This window comes from Brachybacterium subflavum, from assembly GCF_009299795.1.
Lineage (GTDB): Bacteria > Actinomycetota > Actinomycetes > Actinomycetales > Dermabacteraceae > Brachybacterium > Brachybacterium subflavum.
The window spans coordinates 20724-40725 of the sequence record NZ_VIGP01000004.1 but is presented as its reverse complement, the minus strand read 5'-3'; the positions used below and the strand labels follow the sequence as shown (position 1 = coordinate 40725).

18 protein-coding genes are annotated in these 20002 nt (G+C 71.7%); 13 read left to right on the top strand and 5 right to left on the bottom strand.

Annotated elements, in window-relative coordinates; genetic code table 11:
* The first annotated feature begins 120 nt into the window (after nt 1-120).
* Genes FHG10_RS10325 through FHG10_RS10315 form a run of 3 tightly spaced genes read left to right on the top strand, consistent with a single transcriptional unit; the run spans nt 121 to nt 1987 of the window.
* Nucleotides 121-726: a TetR/AcrR family transcriptional regulator gene (locus FHG10_RS10325; RefSeq protein WP_227488182.1), complete on the top strand. Its 606-nt coding sequence runs from the start codon at nt 121-123 to the stop codon at nt 724-726.
* A 28-nt stretch (nt 727-754) separates the two neighbouring features.
* On the top strand, nt 755-1480 hold the full coding sequence (locus FHG10_RS10320) for a LysR substrate-binding domain-containing protein (protein ID WP_152353257.1): 726 nt from the start codon (nt 755-757) through the stop codon (nt 1478-1480).
* A gap of 36 nt (nt 1481-1516) precedes the next feature.
* Nucleotides 1517-1987: an S-ribosylhomocysteine lyase gene (locus FHG10_RS10315; protein ID WP_227488181.1), complete on the top strand. Its 471-nt coding sequence runs from the start codon at nt 1517-1519 to the stop codon at nt 1985-1987.
* A gap of 21 nt (nt 1988-2008) precedes the next feature.
* On the opposite strand, the gene malQ is transcribed toward FHG10_RS10315, so the two are convergent.
* Together malQ and FHG10_RS10305 are read right to left on the bottom strand one after the other, a co-directional pair.
* Complete coding sequence (gene malQ, locus FHG10_RS10310) at nt 2009-4150, bottom strand: 4-alpha-glucanotransferase (protein WP_152353256.1); 2142 nt, start codon at nt 4148-4150, stop codon at nt 2009-2011.
* A 57-nt stretch (nt 4151-4207) separates the two neighbouring features.
* Nucleotides 4208-5893 carry a dolichyl-phosphate-mannose--protein mannosyltransferase gene (locus FHG10_RS10305; RefSeq protein ID WP_227488180.1) on the bottom strand — a complete coding sequence of 562 codons (1686 nt, stop codon included), beginning with the start codon at nt 5891-5893 and terminating at the stop codon, nt 4208-4210.
* Between the two features lie 106 nt (nt 5894-5999).
* On the opposite strand from FHG10_RS10305, the gene rsmI reads away from it, so the two are divergent.
* Entirely contained in the window at nt 6000-6842 is an 843-nt protein-coding gene (gene rsmI / locus FHG10_RS10300) for a 16S rRNA (cytidine(1402)-2'-O)-methyltransferase (RefSeq protein ID WP_152353255.1), read from the top strand.
* A 108-nt stretch (nt 6843-6950) separates the two neighbouring features.
* Here rsmI and rpmF read toward each other — a convergent pair whose 3' ends face one another.
* Nucleotides 6951-7121: a 50S ribosomal protein L32 gene (rpmF, locus tag FHG10_RS10295; protein ID WP_152353254.1), complete on the bottom strand. Its 171-nt coding sequence runs from the start codon at nt 7119-7121 to the stop codon at nt 6951-6953.
* A 245-nt stretch (nt 7122-7366) separates the two neighbouring features.
* Here rpmF and FHG10_RS10290 point away from each other — a divergent pair, with 245 nt between their 5' ends.
* The 5 genes from FHG10_RS10290 (at nt 7367) to FHG10_RS10270 (ending at nt 14324) form a co-directional block, all read left to right on the top strand.
* Nucleotides 7367-8347, top strand: coding sequence for a TatD family hydrolase (locus FHG10_RS10290; protein WP_152353253.1), 981 nt, complete (start codon nt 7367-7369; stop codon nt 8345-8347).
* Nucleotides 8344-9249 carry a 16S rRNA (adenine(1518)-N(6)/adenine(1519)-N(6))-dimethyltransferase RsmA gene (gene rsmA, locus FHG10_RS10285; protein ID WP_152353252.1) on the top strand — a complete coding sequence of 302 codons (906 nt, stop codon included), beginning with the start codon at nt 8344-8346 and terminating at the stop codon, nt 9247-9249. Before FHG10_RS10290 ends, rsmA begins: the two co-directional genes overlap by 4 nt.
* Nucleotides 9250-9347: 98 nt before the next feature.
* Entirely contained in the window at nt 9348-10814 is a 1467-nt protein-coding gene (gene purF, locus FHG10_RS10280) for an amidophosphoribosyltransferase (protein WP_152353251.1), read from the top strand.
* Between the two features lie 200 nt (nt 10815-11014).
* Complete coding sequence (locus FHG10_RS10275) at nt 11015-13234, top strand: glucose PTS transporter subunit IIA (protein WP_152353250.1); 2220 nt, start codon at nt 11015-11017, stop codon at nt 13232-13234.
* A gap of 196 nt (nt 13235-13430) precedes the next feature.
* On the top strand, nt 13431-14324 hold the full coding sequence (locus FHG10_RS10270; protein WP_152353249.1) for a PRD domain-containing protein: 894 nt from the start codon (nt 13431-13433) through the stop codon (nt 14322-14324).
* Nucleotides 14325-14616: 292 nt separating this feature from the next.
* Here FHG10_RS10270 and FHG10_RS10260 read toward each other — a convergent pair whose 3' ends face one another.
* The gene (locus tag FHG10_RS10260) at nt 14617-15048 is read right to left on the bottom strand and encodes a TetR family transcriptional regulator C-terminal domain-containing protein (RefSeq protein WP_193636263.1); all 432 of its coding nucleotides are present in this window, start codon (nt 15046-15048) and stop codon (nt 14617-14619) included.
* A gap of 269 nt (nt 15049-15317) precedes the next feature.
* Between FHG10_RS10260 and FHG10_RS10255 the strand changes: the two genes are divergently transcribed.
* The 4 genes from FHG10_RS10255 to FHG10_RS10245 are packed head-to-tail and all read left to right on the top strand — an operon-like array spanning nt 15318 to nt 17978.
* Nucleotides 15318-15779: a hypothetical protein gene (locus tag FHG10_RS10255; RefSeq protein ID WP_152353246.1), complete on the top strand. Its 462-nt coding sequence runs from the start codon at nt 15318-15320 to the stop codon at nt 15777-15779.
* Nucleotides 15776-16483: a hypothetical protein gene (locus FHG10_RS18240; RefSeq protein ID WP_227488179.1), complete on the top strand. Its 708-nt coding sequence runs from the start codon at nt 15776-15778 to the stop codon at nt 16481-16483. Before FHG10_RS10255 ends, FHG10_RS18240 begins: the two co-directional genes overlap by 4 nt.
* On the top strand, nt 16480-17226 hold the full coding sequence (locus FHG10_RS10250) for an ABC transporter ATP-binding protein (protein WP_227488178.1): 747 nt from the start codon (nt 16480-16482) through the stop codon (nt 17224-17226). Before FHG10_RS18240 ends, FHG10_RS10250 begins: the two co-directional genes overlap by 4 nt.
* Nucleotides 17223-17978, top strand: a complete 756-nt coding sequence (locus tag FHG10_RS10245; RefSeq protein ID WP_152353244.1) for an ABC transporter permease — start codon at nt 17223-17225, stop codon at nt 17976-17978. The genes FHG10_RS10250 and FHG10_RS10245 overlap by 4 nt, the downstream gene beginning before the upstream one ends.
* Nucleotides 17979-18074: 96 nt before the next feature.
* Here the strand turns inward: FHG10_RS10245 and FHG10_RS10240 are convergent, their stop codons facing one another.
* Nucleotides 18075-19898: an ABC-F family ATP-binding cassette domain-containing protein gene (locus tag FHG10_RS10240; protein ID WP_152353243.1), complete on the bottom strand. Its 1824-nt coding sequence runs from the start codon at nt 19896-19898 to the stop codon at nt 18075-18077.
* Nucleotides 19899-20002: the final 104 nt, after the last annotated feature.

Here is a 20002-nt window from a genome sequence, read left to right as displayed (position 1 = left end):
ACCCGGGTAGGCTGGCCGAAGAAACGGAACCTGCGTCCACAACTATGCGGAACATGGTTCCGGTTGTCAATGTCCTGCCGCGGGACCGTGCGCCCGCGTCCGATCCGAGAGAGGGTGCGCGTGAGCCAAGAGAGGCCGGAGACCCCCGAGACCCCGGAGAGCGACGTCACCCCGCGGCGTCGGCGTGCGGATGCCGTGCGCAATGCCGAGGCCGTGCGCGAGGCGGCGAAGCAGGTGTTCGCGGAGTCCGGGATCGACGCCCCGATGCGCGAGATCGCCGCACGCGCCGGCGTCGGCGTCGGCACGGTGTACCGCAGCTATCCGCTGCGCTCGGACCTCATCATCGCGGTGTTCCGGCACGAGCTCGAGGCCACCGCCCAGGACGCGAGGACCCTGGCCGATCAGCATCCTCCGCGCGAGGCGCTGCGGCTCTGGACGGACAGCCTGGCGCGGTTCCTGGCGACGAAGCGGGGCTTCGCGACGGCCCTGCATTCGGGCGATCCCGCCTACGCGCCCCTGCCCGCGCAGTTCCTCGGCGTGCTGGCTCCCGAGGTCCAGCGGATCCTGGACCTCGGAGCGGCCGACGGGACCATGCGTCGCGACATCCGCGCCGAGGACATGATCCACGCGCTCGGGCGGCTCAGCGACGCGGGTCCCGCCGACGGCACGGATGCCGACGCATCGCGCATGATCGATGTCCTGCTCGACGGCATCGCCGCACGGTGAGAGCCGCAGCGGACCGTAGTCTGAGCGCATGAACCGTCGGCCCCGCCCCTCCGCCGCGCGCTCCGGCCGCTCCTCCAAGACCTCGGGCCGCTTCGGAGCGAAGGGGGCGAAGGAGAAGGGCCGCACCGGCCGCTCGACCGCCACGCGCTCGGCCGCGGCTCCTTCCGGCGGGGCGTCGGCCGCGCCGGCATCACCGGACGCTCCCGCCGAGGTTCCCGTGCTGCGCGTCGGGTACGTCCCCGGCGTGGAGCCCGACCGCTTCGCGCGGCGCTGGCGCAGCGGGCGGCGCCCCGCTCGGCTCGAGCTGGTCCCCGTGCCCCTCTCCCGTCAGTCCGAGGCGCTCGGGACCGGCGAGATCGACATGTGCTTCGTCCGCCTGCCGCTCGCGACCGAGGACGACCTGCACCTCGTCGAGCTCTGGGAGGAGCGGCCGATGGTCGTCGTCGGCACGGAGAACATCCTCTCCCTCCACGAGGAGCTCACCGCCGCCGACCTCGCTGAGGACCCCGAGATCCGCTCGGATCACCCGGACGACGCCGCGGACCGCGTCGCCGTGGTTGCCACGGGCATCGGCCACGTGCGCCTGCCCATGTCCCTCGCCCGGCTGCACCACCGCAAGGACGTCGTGCACCGGCCGCTCGCGGATGCGACGGCCACCCGGATCGCGCTGGCCTGGCCGAGGGCCGCCGACGACGCCGCGCGCCAGGAGTTCGTGGGAACCGTGCGCGGGCGCACCGCCCGCTCCTCGCGCTAGGGTCGAGGCATCCGCACGCCACCCGAGGAGATCGCCGTGACCGAGACGCCCCGCATGAACGTCGAGAGCTTCAATCTCGACCATCGCGCCGTGCGCGCGCCCTACATCCGCATCGCCGACCGCAAGACGCTTCCCCACGGCGACGTGCTCACGAAGTTCGATGTGCGCTTCACCCAGCCCAACGTCGCCCACCTCGACTCCGAGGTCGTGCACTCGCTCGAGCACCTCATGGCCGAGCACATGCGCAACCACACCGGCGACGTCATCGACGTCTCCCCGATGGGCTGCCGCACGGGCTTCTATGCGCTGCTGTCCGGCGAGCACGAGGTCGCCGACTTCGCGCCCGTGCTCGAGGCGACCCTCCGTGACCTGCTGCAGGCCGAGGAGGTCCCCGCCGCGAACGAGGTCCAGTGCGGCTGGGGCGCCCACCACACCCTCACCGGTGCGAAGGACGCCGCGCAGGCGTTCCTCGCCCGCCGCGACGAGTGGGAGGACGTCGGCGCCTGAGCGGCCCGTCGCCCTCCCGCCTCAGCACGCGTCCATCGCCTCCCGCACCGCGGTGAGCAGGCGCGTCGTCCGGGCGCTGGCGGCGATGTCGTCGACGGTGACGACCTCGCCGTCCTGATCGGCCAGCGGCACCCGCCAGTTCGGGTACTCCGAGTCCGTGCCCGGCTGGTTCTGGATCCTGCGCTCGCCCACGCAGTCCACGAGGGAGACCCCGACGAGCAGCGACGGGGTCCTCGCGAGATAGCGGTGCAGCGCGATGACGGTCGCCTCCACGTTCGCGCGGGGATCGGTGTCCTGCGCGAGCAGCCCCTGCGCGCGCACCGCGTCCAGCACCTTCTCCTGGGCGGCGGCGTCCACGGCGATCTCCTCGTCGAGGTCCCGCTCGAGAAGCCCCAACTCGTGGCGCAGGCGCACGTGGTCACCGGCGAGGTACCCGGCCGTCGGCGGCAGGTCGTGCGTGTTCACCGAGGCCAGGCACAGGCGGCGGTAGGCCTCGGGCGGCAGCGGGTCCCCTGCGGCGTCGTTCTCGAACCACAGGATCGAGGTGCCCAGGATCCCGCGCTCGGTGAGGTGGTCCCGCACCCACGGCTCGAAGGTCCCCAGGTCCTCGCCCACGACGATCGCGCCGGCGCGCTGCGCCTCGAGGGCCAGGATGCCGATCATCGCCTCGTGGTCGTAGGTGACGTAGGTGCCCTCGGAGGCGGGCGAGCCGTCGGGGATCCACCAGAGGCGGAACAGGCCCAGCACGTGGTCGATCCGGAGGGCGCCCGCATGGCGCAGCAGCGTGCGCAGCTGGTCGCGCCAGGGCCGGTACCCGGCCGCGGCGAGGGCCTCCGGATGCCAGGGCGGCTGATGCCAGTTCTGCCCCTGCTGGTTGTACTGGTCGGCGGGGGCGCCCACGCCCACGCCCCGCGCGAGCACGTCCCCGAGCCGCCAGGCGTCCGCGCCCACCTCGGTGACGCCCACCGCCAGGTCGTGCATGAGTCCGATCCGCATGCCGCCCTCGCGCGCTCCCGCCTGGGCGGCGGCGAGCTGCTCGTCGAGCACCCACTGCACCCAGGCGTGGAAGGTGATGCGGTCCGCGAGCTCGGTCCGGGCCTGCTGCGCGGCGGGTGAATCGGGCGAGGCGAGCTCCTCCCGCGTCCGGTCGGAGAGCTCCTCGCGGTGCTCGTCCAGCGCGCACCACAGGGCGAAGTCCTCGAGGCCCTCGCCCTCGCGCGCCCGATAGGCGTCGAAGAGAGCCTGGCGTGCGGGGGTGCGGGGCGCGGCGAAGATCTCCTCGAGCGCCTCCATCTTCTTCGCGAGCACGGGGTCGCGCTCGAGACGATCGGCTCGCGTGTTAGCGGGGGCGACCTCGCCGCGCAGCATCGCGATCCGCTGACGGGCGTGCTCCGGCAAATCCCGGAACTCGGGGATGTCCTCGGGCCGCACGTACAGGGCGCTCGTGAACCGGCGCGTCACCGGCAGGTACGGGGAGGGAAGCATCGGCGGCACGGGCCGGGAGGCGTGCAGCGGGTTGATGAGCAGGAAGTCCGCGCCGTGGCGCACGCCCAGCACCGCGGCGAGGTCACGGGCGTCGGCCAGATCGCCGATGCCCCAGGAGCGGGGCGAGCGCACCGAGTACAGCTGCGCCTGCACGCCCATCGCCCGGCGATCGCCGAGCTCGTCCTGCACGGTGATGCGCGCCGGGGTCACCACGAGCGGGCACTCGTGCCCGCCCTCGCTCGTGTGCGCGCGGAGCGTGTGCCACCCCAGGGGCAGGCCCCGCGGGATCCGGAACGAGGCCTGGCCCCGCCGAGTCCCGTCGAGATCGTAGGGCGCGGTGAAGTCCTCGATCTGCGTCAGCGGCCGACGGGAGCCGTCCTCGAGGATCGCCTCGACCTCGACGGCGGTGCCGTCGACGACGTGCACGGCCAGCGACTCCTCGCGGTCCTCGCGCATGACGACCACGGGCGGCAGCGTCGCCGCCCAGGCGGCGCGGGCGCGGTCGGCGCGGATGCGGCGCACGTCGGCGTCGTCGGCGACCTCGTGGCCGAGGGCGGCCAGCACGCGCATCAGGGTCGTATCGGCCACCTGCTTGCGGGTGCCGTCCCACCCCCAGAAGTCCGTGCTGACGCCAAGGTCGCGGGCGAGGGAGCGCAGCGCTCCGGGATCCAGGGACATGACCTCATGCTAGTGGCGTCGGCCACGTGCTCCGCGATCAGGTCCGCGCGGCTCCGCTCAGGTCCAGCTGGGCAGCCACATCCTCCACTCCCACTGATCGACGTCGATCACCTGGCCGGTCCAGATGGGCCAGAAGAACGCGGAGACCAGCACGATCAGCGTCAGCAGGCTGCCGGCGAGCAGGGTCCCCGCGAGCCGGCGCTCGCCGTCGGCCGACCGGGAACCGACGAGCAGACCTATGACGTACGCGAAGCACAGGATCATCCAGGGCTCGTAGACCACGGAGTAGAAGGTGAAGATCGTGCGGTCCATGTACATCAGCCACGGCAGGTAGCCGCCGATGATGCCCGTCAGCGCCGCCCACGCCCGGCCGTCCCGCTTCCAGATCGCGACCACGAGCACGATCAGGATGCTGAGCGCGCCGAACCACCAGATCAGGGGATTGCCGACGGACAGCACCTGGGAGGCGCACTTCTCGACCTCGCAGCCCATCTCCCCGTAGTCGTAGGAGCGGTAGTAGAAGTTCGTGGGCCGGATCTGCAGGAGCCAGCCCAGCGGGTTCGCCTGGTAGGGGTGCGGGGAGTCCAGGTGGATGTGGAAGTCGTAGGCCTGCGCGTGGTAGTGCCACAGGGAGCGCAGTGCGTTGATCACGGGATTGCCGCCCGCGTGGCCGTTCTCCTCGGCCCAGTGGCGCATGTACCCCTTGGAGGACGCGAACCAGCCGGCCCACGAGGCCACGTAGACCACGAGCGAGGTGCCGACCATCGCGACGAACGCGGGGACCGCGTCGCGGAACAGGCCGTTCTCCCACCAGCGCCGTTCGCCCACCCGCCGCCGGGCCCACCAGTCCCACAGCACGGTCATGATGCCGAAGACCGCGAGGAAGTAGATGCCCGACCACTTCACCGAGCAGGCGAGCCCGAGCAGCACGCCGGCGCTCAGGCGCCAGGGCCGGAAACCGGCCCGGTAGCCCAGCAGCGGCAGCTCCTCGCCGCGGGCGCGGGTGGCGGCGACCGAGCGCGCCAGCCCTTCGCGGAAGCGGTCGCGGTCGATGAGCAGAGCCCCGAAGGCGGCGAGGGCGAAGAACATGAGCACGAGGTCCAGCAGCGAGGTGCGGGACATGACCAGGTGCAGGCCGTCGACGGCGAGCAGCAGGCCCGCGATCAGGCCGATGCCCGTGGAGCGGAACAGGCGCCGCCCGATCCGCGCGAGCATGAGTACCGAGAGCGCCCCCAGCAGCGCGACGGAGATCCGCCAGCCCCACGCGGAGTCCCCGCCGAGGGCGAGCATCCCCAGGCCGATGACCCATTTGCCGATCGGCGGATGCACCACGTACTCGCCACGGTCCTCGGAGGAGTTCACGTCGCCCGAGGTGAAGGCGGGGTCGGGATCGTCGGGCCAGCTCATCTCGACGCCGTGGTGGGCGATCGTCCAGCCGTCCTTGACGTAGTAGGTCTCGTCGAAGATCAGCTCGTGGATCGAGCCCAGGTGATAGAGCCGCAGCACCAGGGCGAGGGCGCACACGAGCAGCGCCCCGAGCCAGGGCTTCGTGCGCCCGGTGAGATCCATGCAGTGCAGGCGCGTGCGCAGCGACGCCAGGAGCGTGCCCACGCTCTCGGCCTCGACGGCGTCCTCCCGGGCATCGCGCAGGTGGCTGTGCGGCTCCGCGCGGTCGGTCCCGGGATCGGGGCTCCGGGGGCCCTCCGGCCCCTCGGCCGCGTCCGCTGGCGTGGTCTGCTGCACGCGGTCATGCTAGGCCATGCCACCTGCGGATCCTCGGTCGACGGGGCCGGGGCGGGATGGGGCGGGGTGGGCGTCGGCCCGATCCGACCGCCCTATCATGGGGCGCATGCTCGCCCCCGGAGTCCTGGTCCTGGCCGCCACCCCGATCGGCAACCCGCTGGACGCCTCGGTGCGCCTCGTGCGCGCCCTGGGGGAGGCCGATCTGATCGCCGCCGAGGACACGCGGCGGCTGCGGCGCCTGACCCGCGAGCTCGAGGTCGAGCCGACCGGCCGGGTCGTCTCCTACCACGAGCACAACGAGGACGAGCGGACGCCCTGGCTGCTCGACGCCCTGCGCGAGGGGCAGCGCGTGCTGCTGGTGACCGACGCCGGCATGCCCGTCGTCTCCGACCCCGGCTACCGGGCGGTGCGGGCCGCGGCCGAGGCGGGGCTGCCGGTGCAGATCATCCCCGGCCCGTCGGCCGTGCTCACCGCGCTCGCCGTCTCGGGGCTGGCACCCGACCGCTTCTCCTTCGAGGGCTTCGTGCCGCGCGGCCCCGGGCAGCGCGAGAACCTCTTCGCCCAGCTCGCCGACGCCCGGCGCACCCTCGTCTTCTTCGAGTCCCCGCGCCGCACGTCCTCCGCGCTCGCCGCGATGCGCGACGGCTTCGGGCCCGGACGCCGCGCCGTGCTCGCCCGCGAGCTCACCAAGACCCACGAGGAGGTGCTGCGCGGCACCCTGGCCGAGCTCGCCGCGCACACCGCCGAGCACGAGGTGCTCGGCGAGGTCGCGATCGTCGTCGCGGGCGCGGACACCGTCGAGGACGACCCGGAGGACCTCGTGGCTGAGGTGCTGCGCCGCATCGAGTCGGGAGAGCGGATGAAGGACGCGGCGAAGGCCGTCGCCCGCGGCGCCTCGGGCGTGGGGGCTCGCGAGCTCTACGACGGCGCGCAGAAGCGGCGCGGCTGAGCGCGCTCGGGGAGCGAGCGCGCTCCGAGGTGCGGCGTCGGCCCCGGACATGCGAGAGGGCCCCGACCGTGCGGTCGGGGCCCTCTCGGGAGTATCGGCTGCGGGAGATCAGTCGTCGATCTCGATCAGGCCACGCTGGTAGGCCTTCGCCAGGCGACGCGGCACGGACGCGGTGCGACCGCGGACCGTCACCTGCACGAGGTCGGCGTTCTGGGCCTTCCACTGCGATCGACGCGAGTGGGTGCGAGCCCGGGACATCTTGAACTTGGGCACTGCCATGGGAACGCTCCTTGACGGTCCTGGATGATGGTCGACGAGGGTGTCCGCCCAGCGGGCTGGCCCGTCCCGGAGGACTGAGGCGACACGGGGTCGCCGGGCGCGCGGAAGGACACGCAACGGTCGATCATTCTGCCACATTCCCCTGGCCACGGCCCGGGCAGGGCAGGTGAGATGCACCACCGGCCTCGCCGCCGACGTCGGCGGGCTCCGTCGGACGCGGGTGGGCCCCCGCCTACGATGTTCCCATGCCGAACGCCCCCGAGGACCCGACCGCCGCAGGGTCCGCAGCGCCCGACCCCGCCGCGCCCGTGCACCACCGGGAGGATCTCGATCCCCGCCGCTCCTCGCGCGACCGCTCCTGGCCGCCGATCCCGGAGGCGCTGCCCGCGCCGGTGATCGACAACCACTGCCACCTCGACTTCGCCGACGGCGAGGAGGGGCTGAGCATCGCCGAGCACGTCGCCCGCGCGGCCGAGGCCGGCATCGCCGCGCAGATCACCATCGGCTCGGACCGCGAGGCCGCCCTGTGGACCGCGCGCCTCGTGGGCGCCGAGGACTGCCCGCCCAGCCTGCGCGGCGGCGTCGCCGTCCACCCCAACGAGGCCGCGCTGCACGCCCGCGGCCACGACCACGAGGGCCGCGAGCTCATCGGCCTGGACGACGCGCTCGCGGAGATCGACTCCTTGGTGCGCGGTCCCGGGATGGTCGTCGTCGGCGAGACGGGCCTGGACTGGTTCCGCACCTCGAAGAAGGACGAGCAGGCGCGCTCCGCGCAGATCGACTCCTTCCGCCACCACATCGCGCTGGCCAAGGAGACCGGCCTGCCGATGCAGATCCACGACCGCGACGCCCACGCCGACGTCCTGGAGATCCTCGACGCCGACGGCGCGCCCGAGCGGACCGTCCTGCACTGCTTCTCCGGCGACGTCGAGTTCGCCCGCGCCTGCGTCGAGCGCGGCTTCTACCTCTCCTTCGCCGGCAACGTGACCTTCAAGAACGCGCAGAACCTGCGCGACGCCCTCGCCGACGTGGGCCTGGGCCGCGTGATGGTGGAGACGGACGCCCCCTTCCTCACCCCCATGCCCTACCGCGGGCGCCCGAACTCCTCGTACCTGATTCCGCACACCATGGCGACGATCGCCGAGGTCACCGACACCGACCTCGCCGTCGCCTGCGAGCAGATCGCCGCCACCACGCGGGAGGTCTACGGATGGCCGGCGGCATGAGCGAGGGCGCCGGCGCGGAGGAGAGCGGCTCGATCCTGCTCAGCGGGCGCGACATCCGCGCGCTCGCTGAGGGCGCGGGCCTGAGCCCCAGCAAGCAGCGCGGCCAGAACTTCGTGGTGGACCCCAACACGGTCCGTCTCATCGTCGAGCGCGCCGGGGTGCGCGCGGGGGAGGCGGTCCTCGAGGTGGGCCCGGGCCTCGGCTCCCTCACCCTGGGGCTGCTCGAGGCGGGTGCCGACGTCGCCGCGATCGAGCTCGACCGGGGTCTGGCCGAGCTGCTGCCGCGCACCCTGTCGGAGCGCGGCATCGGCGAGGACCGCTTCCGCCTCGTCCACGCCGACGCGCTCGCCGTCACCGAGCTTCCCGCGCTGCCGGGAGCGGGGGAGCCGACGGCGCTGGTCGCGAACCTCCCGTACAACGTCGCGACCCCGATCCTGCTGACCGTCCTCGAGCGCTTCCCAGGCATCGAGCGATGCCTGGTCATGGTGCAGTCCGAGGTCGTCGAGCGCCTGGCAGCCGCGCCCGGATCCCGCGTCTACGGCGCACCGAGCGCGAAGGCCGCCTGGTACGGGGAGCGCGAGCACGCGGGACGGATCTCCCGGCGCGTGTTCTGGCCCGTCCCGAACGTCGACTCCGCGCTCGTGCTGCTCACCCGGCGCACCGAGCCGCTCGGCACCGAGGACGAGCGCGCCCTGACCTTCCGCGTGATCGACGCGGCCTTCGCCCAGCGCCGCAAGATGCTGCGCGCGGCCCTCTCCGGCTGGGCCGGGAGCTCCGCCCGCGCGGGCGACATCATCGCGTCGGCCGGGATCGATCCCACCCGCCGCGGGGAGACGCTCGCGGTCGAGGACTTCCTCGCCATCGCGCGGGCGGGGAGCCGAGCGGGCATCGACGCCGACTGAGACTCCTGCCCGCGCCGATCGCGCCGCCTGTAGCGTGGCACGAGTGCCGTCCGCCGCAGGGGCGGGCGCCAGGTTCGGACGGAGCGGGACGCGACCCCATGTGCGGAATCGTCGGCATGGTCGGCAACGGGCCGGTCAACCAGGACATCTACGACGCCCTCCTGCTGCTGCAGCACCGCGGGAAGGACGCGACCGGGATCGCGACCGCCGAGGCGGACGGGATGATGCACGTCGCCAAGGGCCAGGGCATGGTCCGCGAGGCCTTCCGCACGCGGGACATGCGCGCCCTGCGCGGCGAGACGGGCCTGGGCCACGTGCGCTACGCGACCAAGGGCGAGGCCTCCCGCGAGGAGGAGGCGCAGCCGTTCTACGTCAATGCGCCCTACGGGATCGTCCTCATCCACAACGGGAACCTCACCAACACCCGTGAGCTCGCCGAGGAGATGGCCCGGCGCGATCGCCGCCACGTGAACTCCACGAGCGACACCGAGCTGCTCGTGAACGTCCTGGCCGGGGAGCTGCAGGAGACCACGACCTCGGAGCTCCTCGAGCCCGAGGCGATCTTCGAGGCCGTCGGCCGCACCCACGCCCGCATCCGCGGCGCCTACGCCGTGATCTCCGTGATCGCCGGCCACGGGCTGCTCGCCTTCCGCGACCCCCACGGCATCCGGCCTCTGATCCTCGGGCGGCGCCCCGGAGCGACCGGCGAGGGGCACGACGAGTGGGCCGTGGCCAGCGAGTCCCTGGTCCTGGAGAACGGCGGCTACGAGATCGTCCGCGACGTGGAGCCTGGCGAGGCCGTCTTCATCCGCCACGACGGAGCCCTGTTCATGCGCCGGTGCGCGGAGTCGGAGGCCGTCGCCCCCTGCGCCTTCGAGTACGTCTACCTCGCCCGCCCCGACTCCGTGATGAACGGCGTGAGCGTCTACGAGTCGCGCCTGCGGATGGGGGAGAGGCTCGCCGCCACCATCGCCGCCCACGTGCCCGTCGAGGAGATCGACGTGGTGATGCCGATCCCGGACTCCTCGCGCCCCGCCGCGATGGAGGTCGCCCGCAGGCTCGGCATCGAGTACCGCGAGGGCTTCTACAAGAACCACTACGTCGGCCGCACCTTCATCATGCCCGGTCAGGCCGTGCGTCGACGCAGCGTGCGCCAGAAGCTCAACGCGATGTCCCTCGAGTTCCGCGGCAAGCACGTGCTGCTGATCGACGACTCGATCGTCCGCGGCACCACCAGCCAGCAGATCATCGAGATGGCCCGCCGCGCGGGCGCCGCCTCCGTCACCTTCGCCTCCGCCGCGCCGCCGATCCGCCACCCCCACGTGTACGGGATCAACATGCCCTCGCGCGAGGAGCTCGTGGCCCACGGCCGCACGATCCCCGAGATCGCCGAGGTGCTGGGCGCCGACCATCTCGTCTACCAGGAGATCGAGGACCTGCGCGCGGCGATCGTCGAGGGCTCCGAGCTCACCGACCTCGACATGTGCTGCTTCGACGGCCGCTACGTCACCGGTGACATCGACGAGGAGCACCTGGCCTGGGTCCAGTCCTCGCAGGCGTCGTGAGCCGTCGCCCGATCGGGGTGCTATAGTCCTCGCCGAACGATCTCGTTCGCAGGATTGTGACTCCCCGCGGGGAGCCCGCGGCCACAGGCCCGAGGCTCCCGGGAACGGGGAGGCAAGACCTGGGACGCATCCCATCGGGATGCATCCCAGGTCTTTTTTCATGCCCGAATGCAGCACCCCGAGGATGCGAGGACGCAGCCATGACCACACCCGCCAGCGGGACCGGCACGATCGCGGAGGACATCGTCCGCGGCGTGGGCGGCCCCGAGAACATCGAGAGCCTCACGCACTGCGCGACGCGCCTGCGCTTCCAGCTCCGCGACGGCCAGCAGGTCGACCGGGACGCTCTGGACGGTCTGCCCGGCGTGATGGGCACGGTCCCGCAGTCCGGCGACCGCTTCCAGGTCGTCATCGGCGGCGCCGTCGCCGGCGTCTACTCCGAGATCATGAACCTGCCGGTGATGAGCAGCGGCTCGGCCCGCCCGCAGTCGGACGCCGAGGTCAAGGCCGCGATCCGTGCGGAGAGCCGCGGCCGCTTCGCGTGGCTCGACAGCTTCTTCGAGTACCTCTCGGACTCCTTCCGCCCGCTCATGGGCGTGCTGCTCGGCGCCTCGCTCATCATCGCCATCGCCTCGGTGCTCGACGCCCTCGGAGTCGTCGACTTCCGCGCCGAGGACAAGTCCGCGACCTGGGTGTTCGTCGACGCGATGTGGCGCTCGGTCCTGTACTTCCTGCCGGTCATGGTCGCCTACAACGCGGCGAAGAAGCTCGCGATCGACCCGTGGGTCGGTGCCGCCGTGATGGCGGCCGTGATGACCCCGAACTTCACCGGGATGCTCAACGCGGACTCCGGGATCCCCGGCGTCACCTGCACCACCAACGCGACGCTCGGCACCCAGCAGTGCGTGGCGAGCGTGTTCGGCCTGCCCATGCAGCTCAACGACTACGGCGGCCAGGTCTTCGTGCCGCTGATCATGGTCGCCCTGCTCGCCCTGCTCTACAAGGGCCTGCAGAAGGTGTTCCCGCAGAACGTGCAGCTCGTGTTCGTGCCCTTCTTCGCCATGCTCATCATGATCCCGGTGACAGCCTTCGTCCTGGGCCCGATCGGCATCTGGGCGGGCAACGGGCTGGGCGTCGGCCTCTCCTGGCTCAACACCCACGCGCCGATCGTCTTCGCGATCCTCATCCCGCTGCTCTACCCGTTCCTGGTCCCGCTGGGGCTGCACTGGCCCCTGAACGCGCTCATGCTGCAGAACATCAACGCCCTCGGCTACGACTTCATCCAGGGCCCCATGGGCACGTGGAACTTCGCCTGCTTCGGCGCGACCGCCGGCGTGCTGCTGCTGTCCCTGCGCCACCGCGAGACCGAGATGCGCCAGACCGCGACCGGCGCCCTGCTCGCGGGCCTGTTCGGCGGCATCTCGGAGCCCTCGCTCTACGGCATCCACCTGCGCTTCAAGCGCATCTACCCGCGCATGCTCGTGGGCTGCCTCGCGGGTGGCCTCATCGTGGGCCTGCTGGGCGGCGTCGACACCAGCGCCTTCGCCTTCACTTCGCTGCTGACCATCCCCGTCTTCGACCCCATGGGCGTCTACGTCATCGCGATCGCCGCGGCCTTCGTGATCGCCATGGTCCTCGTCTACCTCTCGGACTACATGAACCCTGCCGAGCGCGCCGAGGCCAATGCCCGTCGCGACGAGCTCGAGGCCTTCCACCGCGGCGACGCGGCCGGTGCCGCCGATGTCACAGATGCCGCCGATGGCGGAGACGCGGTCGAGGCGAGCGCCGAGGAGCGCGCCGCGGAAGGGGAGTCCGCCGCGGTGCCGGTCGGTGCGGCCATCGGAGCCTCCGAGGGTACGGTGGGCAGGGGTGCGGTCCCTGCGGCCGGCGCCGGTGCGGGCGCCACTGCTGCGGGTGCTCCCGCTGCGGGTGCTGCTGCTGGCGGCGCCGCCCGTCCGGGTGGGGCGCTGCGCGAGATCGGAGCCCCCGTCGGCGGCATGATCGTCGGTCTCGACGAGGCCGGGGACCCGGTCTTCGCCTCGCGCGCCCTCGGCGAGGGCCTGGGCATCGACCCGGCCGACGGGCGGATCCTCGCCCCGGTCGACGGCACCGTCGCGTCGGTCGCGCAGACCGGCCACGCGATCGGCCTGCTCACGTCCGACGGGGTGGAGGTGCTCATCCATGTCGGCATCGACACCGTCCAGATGCAGGGCGAGGGCTTCGATGTCGCGGTCGCGCAGGGCCAGAAGGTCACGCGCGGTGACCTGCTGGTCACCGTCGACCTCGACGCCGTGCGCGCCGCCGGGCATCCGACGGTCACCCTGATGACGATCACCAACACGGCGTCCCTCGGGAGCGTCGAGCCGGTCGCGGGCGGCGAGGTCGCCGCCGGCGACACCGTGGTGCGCGTGCGCCGCTGACCTGCGGCGGAGCTCCGGGGCCGACGGCGTGCTCCTCTCAGCGGGGGCGCGCCGTCGGGCCCGGTCGGCATCGGCGCAACCCGTCAGGCAGGATGGGGCAGGGCGGATCGCTGCGGATGACTGCGCACCGCGCGCGAGCCGGGCGGCCGACGACGATGCCGGAGCTCGAGGACGAGCGAGGAAGGGAGGAAGCGCGGTGAAGGTGCTCCGCGTCCTGAACAACAACGTGGTCCTCTCGCGCGACGGCGAGGGCCAGGAGGTCATCCTCACCGGTCGCGGCATCGGCTTCCGGGCGCGACCCGGCGACGAGGTCGACGCCGAGGCGATCGTGCGGGTCTTCGTCCCGGTCGACGGCCGTGACCCCGACCATCTCGCCGAGGCCCTCTCGATGATCGACGAGGAGGTGCTCCGGGCGGTGGTCATCGCCCTGGGCACCACCGGCATCGAGGGCCGCGAGTCCACGCGCCCGACCCTCGCGATCGCCGTCGCCGACCACGTCGCGGGTGCGCTGGAGCGCGCGCGGCGCGGACAGACCGTGGAATACCCGCTGCGCGCAGAGGTCCAGACCCTGTACGGCCGGGAGTACGAGCGCGCGCAGAGCCTGCTCGCGGCGATCAACGAGCACGTGGATCCGATTCTCGGTGCCGAGGAGGCCACGGCTCTCGCGCTCCACCTGGTCAACGCCGGCTTCGCCTCCGGTGACCTCGCCTTCACCTACACCATGACCGGCGTCATCCAGCAGATGCTCGCCGTGGTCTCCGAGCGCTTCGCCCTCGACCTGGACAGCCGCTCGATGAGCGCGGCCCGCTTCATCACGCACGTGCGCTACCTGTTCGTGCGCATCCAGTCCCACCGCCAGCTGGGCGGGCAGGAATCCACCATCGGACTCAGCATCCGCGACAACTATCCCGAGGCCACGCGCACCGCCGAGCAGCTCGCCACGATCGTCCAGCTGCGTCTGGGGGAGGCGCTCTCGGCCGACGAGGTCTCCTATCTCGCTCTTCACGTCGCCCGCATGACGCTCGATGCGGACGTGTCAAGGGAGACCGTGCACGCCAGCGTCGACAACGTCATGACCAACTACATCTAGCACGGGGATGGGGCCCGGCCGGTCCCTGTGGCCCTCGGCCGGCCGGGCACTCAGGAGGGACCGCGGTGCACAGACCGCCAGACTGCGGTGATCAGGAGGAACAGCAACCCGGCCTGTGCGAGTGCAATCACCACGACGATGGGCACAGGAAGCGAGTCCGTCGACACAAGGCCGTTTCGCGCGTAGTTGGCGCCCAGCAGGATCACGAGGTACAGCCACCATGGGGCCCATCGGCGGCTCGGCGCCGGCCCGCGAGCATCGCGATGGGAGGGGTCGTGGCGGGATGGGTCTGTCATTGGTCACCTCCTGGACGCGAAGCGCTTCCGGGGAGCAGTGCTTCCCGGAGCATGATCCCGGCCTCGTCTCTCGTGAGGAGGCCCGGGACGGTCAGCAGCTCGAGGGTGAGGCCATCGACGAGGGCGTTGATCCGAGCAGCTTCAGCCCGTGGGTTCTCGACCTCGTCCCGGAGGCCGAGCGTCGCGAGATCCTCGAGGATCCCTGCCAGGAACTGCCGGACGGCGTCTGCCTGCTCGGCGACGATGCGGGCGAGTGCCGGTTCGTGGCGGGACCGGCCCACGAAGGCGAGCCACACGCCCAGTTCCCGTTCCGTGTCGTCGCGCAGAGGAAGCAGCTCTGCCACCATCGCCACGGCGCGCGCGCCCGAACCGCTTTCTGAGCCGACACGTCGGATGCGTTCGCGGACACGGTCGGCGAGGGAGGACATCGCGAACTCGTGGAGCTCGGCCTGGGTGGAGAAGAAGAAGCGGATCGACCCCGAGGACAGTCCTGTCTCGGCCATCACGCCGCGCACGGAGGCCGCCTCGATGCCGCCTTCAGCGAGAAGGTGCCATACCGCCGCGGCTAGCATCCGGCGTCTTGCCTCATGGTCCACGCGTGCCATCGTCCACACGCTAGCACGGGTGTGCTAGCAGAGAGAGAATGGCTGTCGCCCTAGGGTTGACAGCCGAGGGTGTGTGGGGACATGGTCGATGCATGCAACGTAACCCCAGGGGTGACATGCAGTCGCCCGAGACCGACATCGACCGCTGGCGTGAGGTTCTCGCCCACCGCGATGCGGAATCCCCCGCACTCCTCGCCGAGGCGGTGCACCGCTTCGTCGCGGTCGGCCTCACGCCTGCCGAGGTGCGCGTCCATCTCGAGGACGGCGGCGACGCACTCCACGCGGCGGCGGCCTCAGGGGACCCTGACTGGGCCATGCCCTTCGGTGGAGCGCACGCCGTCGCGCTGCTGGCCTCGGAGGTCGGTGCACTGATGTCGCACCTGGTGTCCCGTGCCGCCGGCATCCGTGCGGTCGCCGTGGAAGCGCTGCTCGAGGACTTCAGCGCGGTCAGCGTCGCGGCGGAGCTCGCCGTCTCCCGCCAGAAGGTCTACCAGATCGCCCGGGGCGGGCTCGGCTCACACCACATCGAAACCACACCCTGGAGGAGACCGTGAACGAGATGCGTGAATCCGTGGATCTGCCGCCCGTCGAGGTCAAGAGACTCCTGCACCCCGTTGATCTGTCCGCAGCACGCCGACTCTTCCTGACGTCGTGGTGGCTGGAGCGCGCAACCTCTCTGTGCGTCGCCTTCGCTCTCGCCTCGGTGCTCTGGGCGATCAGCGGCAATCCTGTGAGCCCGTTACTCGTGCCGCTCGCGATGATGATTCTCGGGCGACTGATCGCCGGGATCTACCGGGCCCGGTCCTGGGACTACATCCCCCGCGGGCGTCAGGACCGCCACCGACGCCCCGGTGCCCTGCGCGGATGTGCGGCGGTCGCCATCGACGCGCTCGCCCTGGCGATCGGCGTCCTCGTCCTCGTCACCTGGCTCGCCGATCAGGCGCTCGAGATCCCCGTGGCGGGCTTCCTCGTCGGAACAGGGGTGGGCATCGCCCTCCTGCAGGTCGGAGGGGTCGTGGACACCGCGTTCCCGCCGAAGGCAGACCGCGCGACGGCGGGTGCACGGGCGGTCATGCTCACCGCAGTCCTCGTCGTCACGTGGTTCGCATCGATGATCCTGATCGGTCCTCGATGGTCCGCCGAGCTCGTCTTGATGGCCGCCCTCGGGGCGTTCTCGATGGTTCTCGTGCAGGCTGTCTGTCACCTGGTGGGGCTCGTCCCGAGACCTCGCCCCACCGGGACCGAGGAGCCCCGGTGAAGGCGCTCGAGGTCAGAGGTCTGGTCAAGTCGTTCGGGTCCGCGCGGGCTGTCGACGGCCTCGACCTCGACCTCTACGCCGGCGAAGTCCTCGGCATCCTCGGTCCCAACGGCGCGGGGAAGACGACCACCTTGGAGTGCATCTGCGGTATGACGCATCCCGATGGCGGCCGCGTGCGCGTGCAAGGTCTCGACCCGGCGGTCTCGCCTCGGCGGGTACGGGAGATCCTGGGGTACCAGATGCAGTCCACCGCGCTGCCCGCTGCGCTTCGGGTGCGCGAGGCAGTGGACATGTTCGCCGCTCTACACCGGGATCCGGCCGACGGAACCGAGCTGCTGGAGCTCGTCGGCCTGCGCGAAGTGAGAACCCGAGCGTTCGGCACACTCTCAGGTGGTCAGCGTCAGCGCCTTGCGATCGCGCTCGCGCTGATCGGACGGCCTCAGATCGTCGTGCTGGACGAGATCACCACGGGGCTCGACCCGGTGGGCCGTCGGGAGGTCTGGACGATCATCGACCGTATGCGCGAGAACGGGACGGGGATCCTCCTGGTGAGCCACGCGATCGACGAGGTCGCACGACTGTGTGACCGCATCTGCGTGATCGTTGAAGGCGTCGGCGCCTTCACCGGCCCACCGCAGTCGCTGGTCACCGCCATGGCAGACGCGCCCACTGGTGAAGCCACAGACCTGGAGGATGCGTACCTCGCCCTGGTCTCGGGTTCCGCCGAGCGCAGGGCGTCATGACCTCGCCGGTGGCCGCCCTGAGCCGTGTCGAGGCACTGCTGCTGTTGCGCAGCCCGTCGGCCCTGTTCACAGGAATTCTTCTCCCTTCGGTCCTCCTGCTCGTCCAGGGATTTGTCGTCCCAGGCCTGCGCGAGCCGCTGCAAAACGGTGCGACCGGCGAAGGTCTGCGGGGGATCGATCTGCTCTCCCCACTTTCGCTGCTGGTGACCATCTCCTCCGTCGCGCTGATTAGCTTTCCCGTCGCCATCGCCGGGTACCGCGAGACCGGATTCCTGCGGAGCCTGCGGGCCGCACCGACCGGGGCGACCCAACTGCTCCTGGCGCAGGTCCTCGTCAACGCGGCGACGATCGTGGCCGGGGCCGGTCTCGCGCTCCTCCTGTCCGTGGCCGTGCTGGGAGTGCGCATGCCGGCCTCGCCACTAGCTCTCGCCGTCGTCGCCGTGCTGGCGGTCTGTTCGATGTTCGCCATCGGATCGGTGATCGCAGGTCTGGCCTCGACCTCGCGCGCCGCCAACGGGATCGGGGTGCTGACGCTCTTCACGTGTCTGCTCGCGGGCGGCATCTGGACCCCGGGCCCGCTGATGCCTCCGTGGGCGCAGACCTTGGCGGCGCTCAGTCCCTTCGGGGCGGCGTCGCAGGCGATCACCAGCGCGTGGCTCGACGGGAGACTCGACTGGATGCTCGTGTTCGTCCTCGTCGCCTGGACGGCGGGCATCGGCATCGTGGCCGTCCGGGCTTTCCGCTGGCGGTGACGTCGGTGCTCCCTGCGCACGCGGCCCGCGGCCCGCGTCCCGCGGAGCTCAGGGTCCGTGACTGATGGTCCAGGCCGAGCGCTCAGGTGCGCGCGCTCAGCCCACCTGCTCGGACAGCTCCAGCCAGCGCTCCTCGGTCTCGGCGAGCTCGCCCTGGACACTCTGGAGCGTCGCGCCGAGCTCCTGGAGGCCGGAGACGTCCCCCGGATCGTGCGAGGTCATCTGCGCGGTGAGCTCCTCGGCGCGACGGGTCAGCTTCTCCATCCGCCTCTCGACAGCGGACAGCGCCTTCTGCGCCTCCCTCAGCTCGCGGCCCGAGAGTGCGGTGGCGGGGGAGGCCGTCGTCGGCTGAGCATCGGGGGCCGGCGCCGACGCCTCAGACGTCCCCGCCGACGTCCGTGCACCACTCTCGCCCGCGCCCGCCGCACGCAGCGCGAGGTACTGCTCCACGCCGCCCGGCAGGTGACGCACGTGCCCGTCGAGCACCGCGTACTGGATGTCCGTCACGCGCTCGAGCAGATAGCGGTCGTGCGAGACGACGATCAGCGGGCCGGGCCAGGTGTCCAGCAGATCCTCCATGGCCGCGAGCATGTCGGTGTCCATGTCGTTCGTCGGCTCGTCGAGCACCAGCACGTTGGGCTCGTCCAGCAGCGTCAGCAGCAGATCCAATCGCCGCTGCTGCCCGCCGGAGAGAGATCCCACGCGCACCTTCTGATGCGCGGTGGTGAACCCGAGGCGCTCGAGCAGCTGGCCCGGGGTGACCTCGTCCTTCCCCGCCCGGAACGTGGTGCGGTAACGGCCGACGACATCGCTGACCCGCTCGTCCAGATGATCGGCGAGGCCCTCGAGCTTCTGGGTGACCTGCTGGACCGTGACGGTCTTCCCACGCTTCACGCGTCCGGCCATCGGCTCCAGATCCCCTGTGACCAGGGCCAGCAGCGTGGACTTCCCGGCGCCGTTCGGGCCCAGCACGCCGATCCTGTCCGCCGGCCCCACATGCACCGTGACATCGCGGATGACCTCCCGCCCCTCGTATCCGGCGCTCACGTCCTCCAGATCGATCACGTCGCGGCCCAGGCGCGAGGTCGCGAGCTGGGTGAGCTCGACGGTGTCGCGCAGGGGCGGCTCGCCGGCGATCAGCTCGTTCGCGGCGTCGATGCGGAACTTCGGCTTCGAGGTGCGTGCGGGGGCCCCGCGTCGCAGCCAGGCGAGCTCCTTGCGCATGAGGTTCTGGCGCTTGGCCTCGATCGCGGCGGCCTGGCGGTCGCGCTCTACGCGCTGCAGGACGTAGGCCGCGTACCCGCCCTCGAAGGGGTCGACCACGCCGTCGTGCACCTCCCACATGCGCGTGCAGACCTCATCGAGGAACCAGCGGTCGTGGGTGACCACCACGATGCCCCCGCTGCGCGAGGGCCAGCGCCGCTTCAGGTGGCCCGCCAGCCAGGAGATGCCCTCGACGTCCAGATGGTTCGTGGGCTCGTCCAGGAGCATCACGTCCACGTCGCGCACCAGCAGCTCGGCGAGGTGGACGCGGCGCAGCTGGCCGCCGGAGAGGCTCGTGAGCTCGGCGTCGAGGTCGAGCTCGCCCAGCAGACCGGAGAGGACGTCGCGGATCCGGGGATCCGAGGCCCACTCGTGCTCAGGGCGGTCGCCGACCACGCGCGAGCGGACGCTCTCCCCGATCTCGGCCACGTCCTGCTGGGACAGCGCACCCACGCGCAGGCCTCCGCGCACGGTCACGCGTCCGTCGTCGGGCGTCTGCGCCCCCGCGAGCACGCGCAGCAGCGTGGACTTGCCGTCGCCGTTGCGGCCGACGACGCCGATGCGGTCGCCGTCCTCGATGCCCAGGGTGACGGCGTCCAGCAGGACGCGGGCGGGCAGGGCGACATGGATCTTCTCGGCTCCCAGTAGATGGGCCATGCGTTCGGGACTCCCCAATCGTTTCTCGCGAGCACGTCCCGGTGGGACGGCCCGCGTCGGCGGTTCTGATGCGCCGGCGGCGCGTCGGTTCTGTGGTGCGTCAG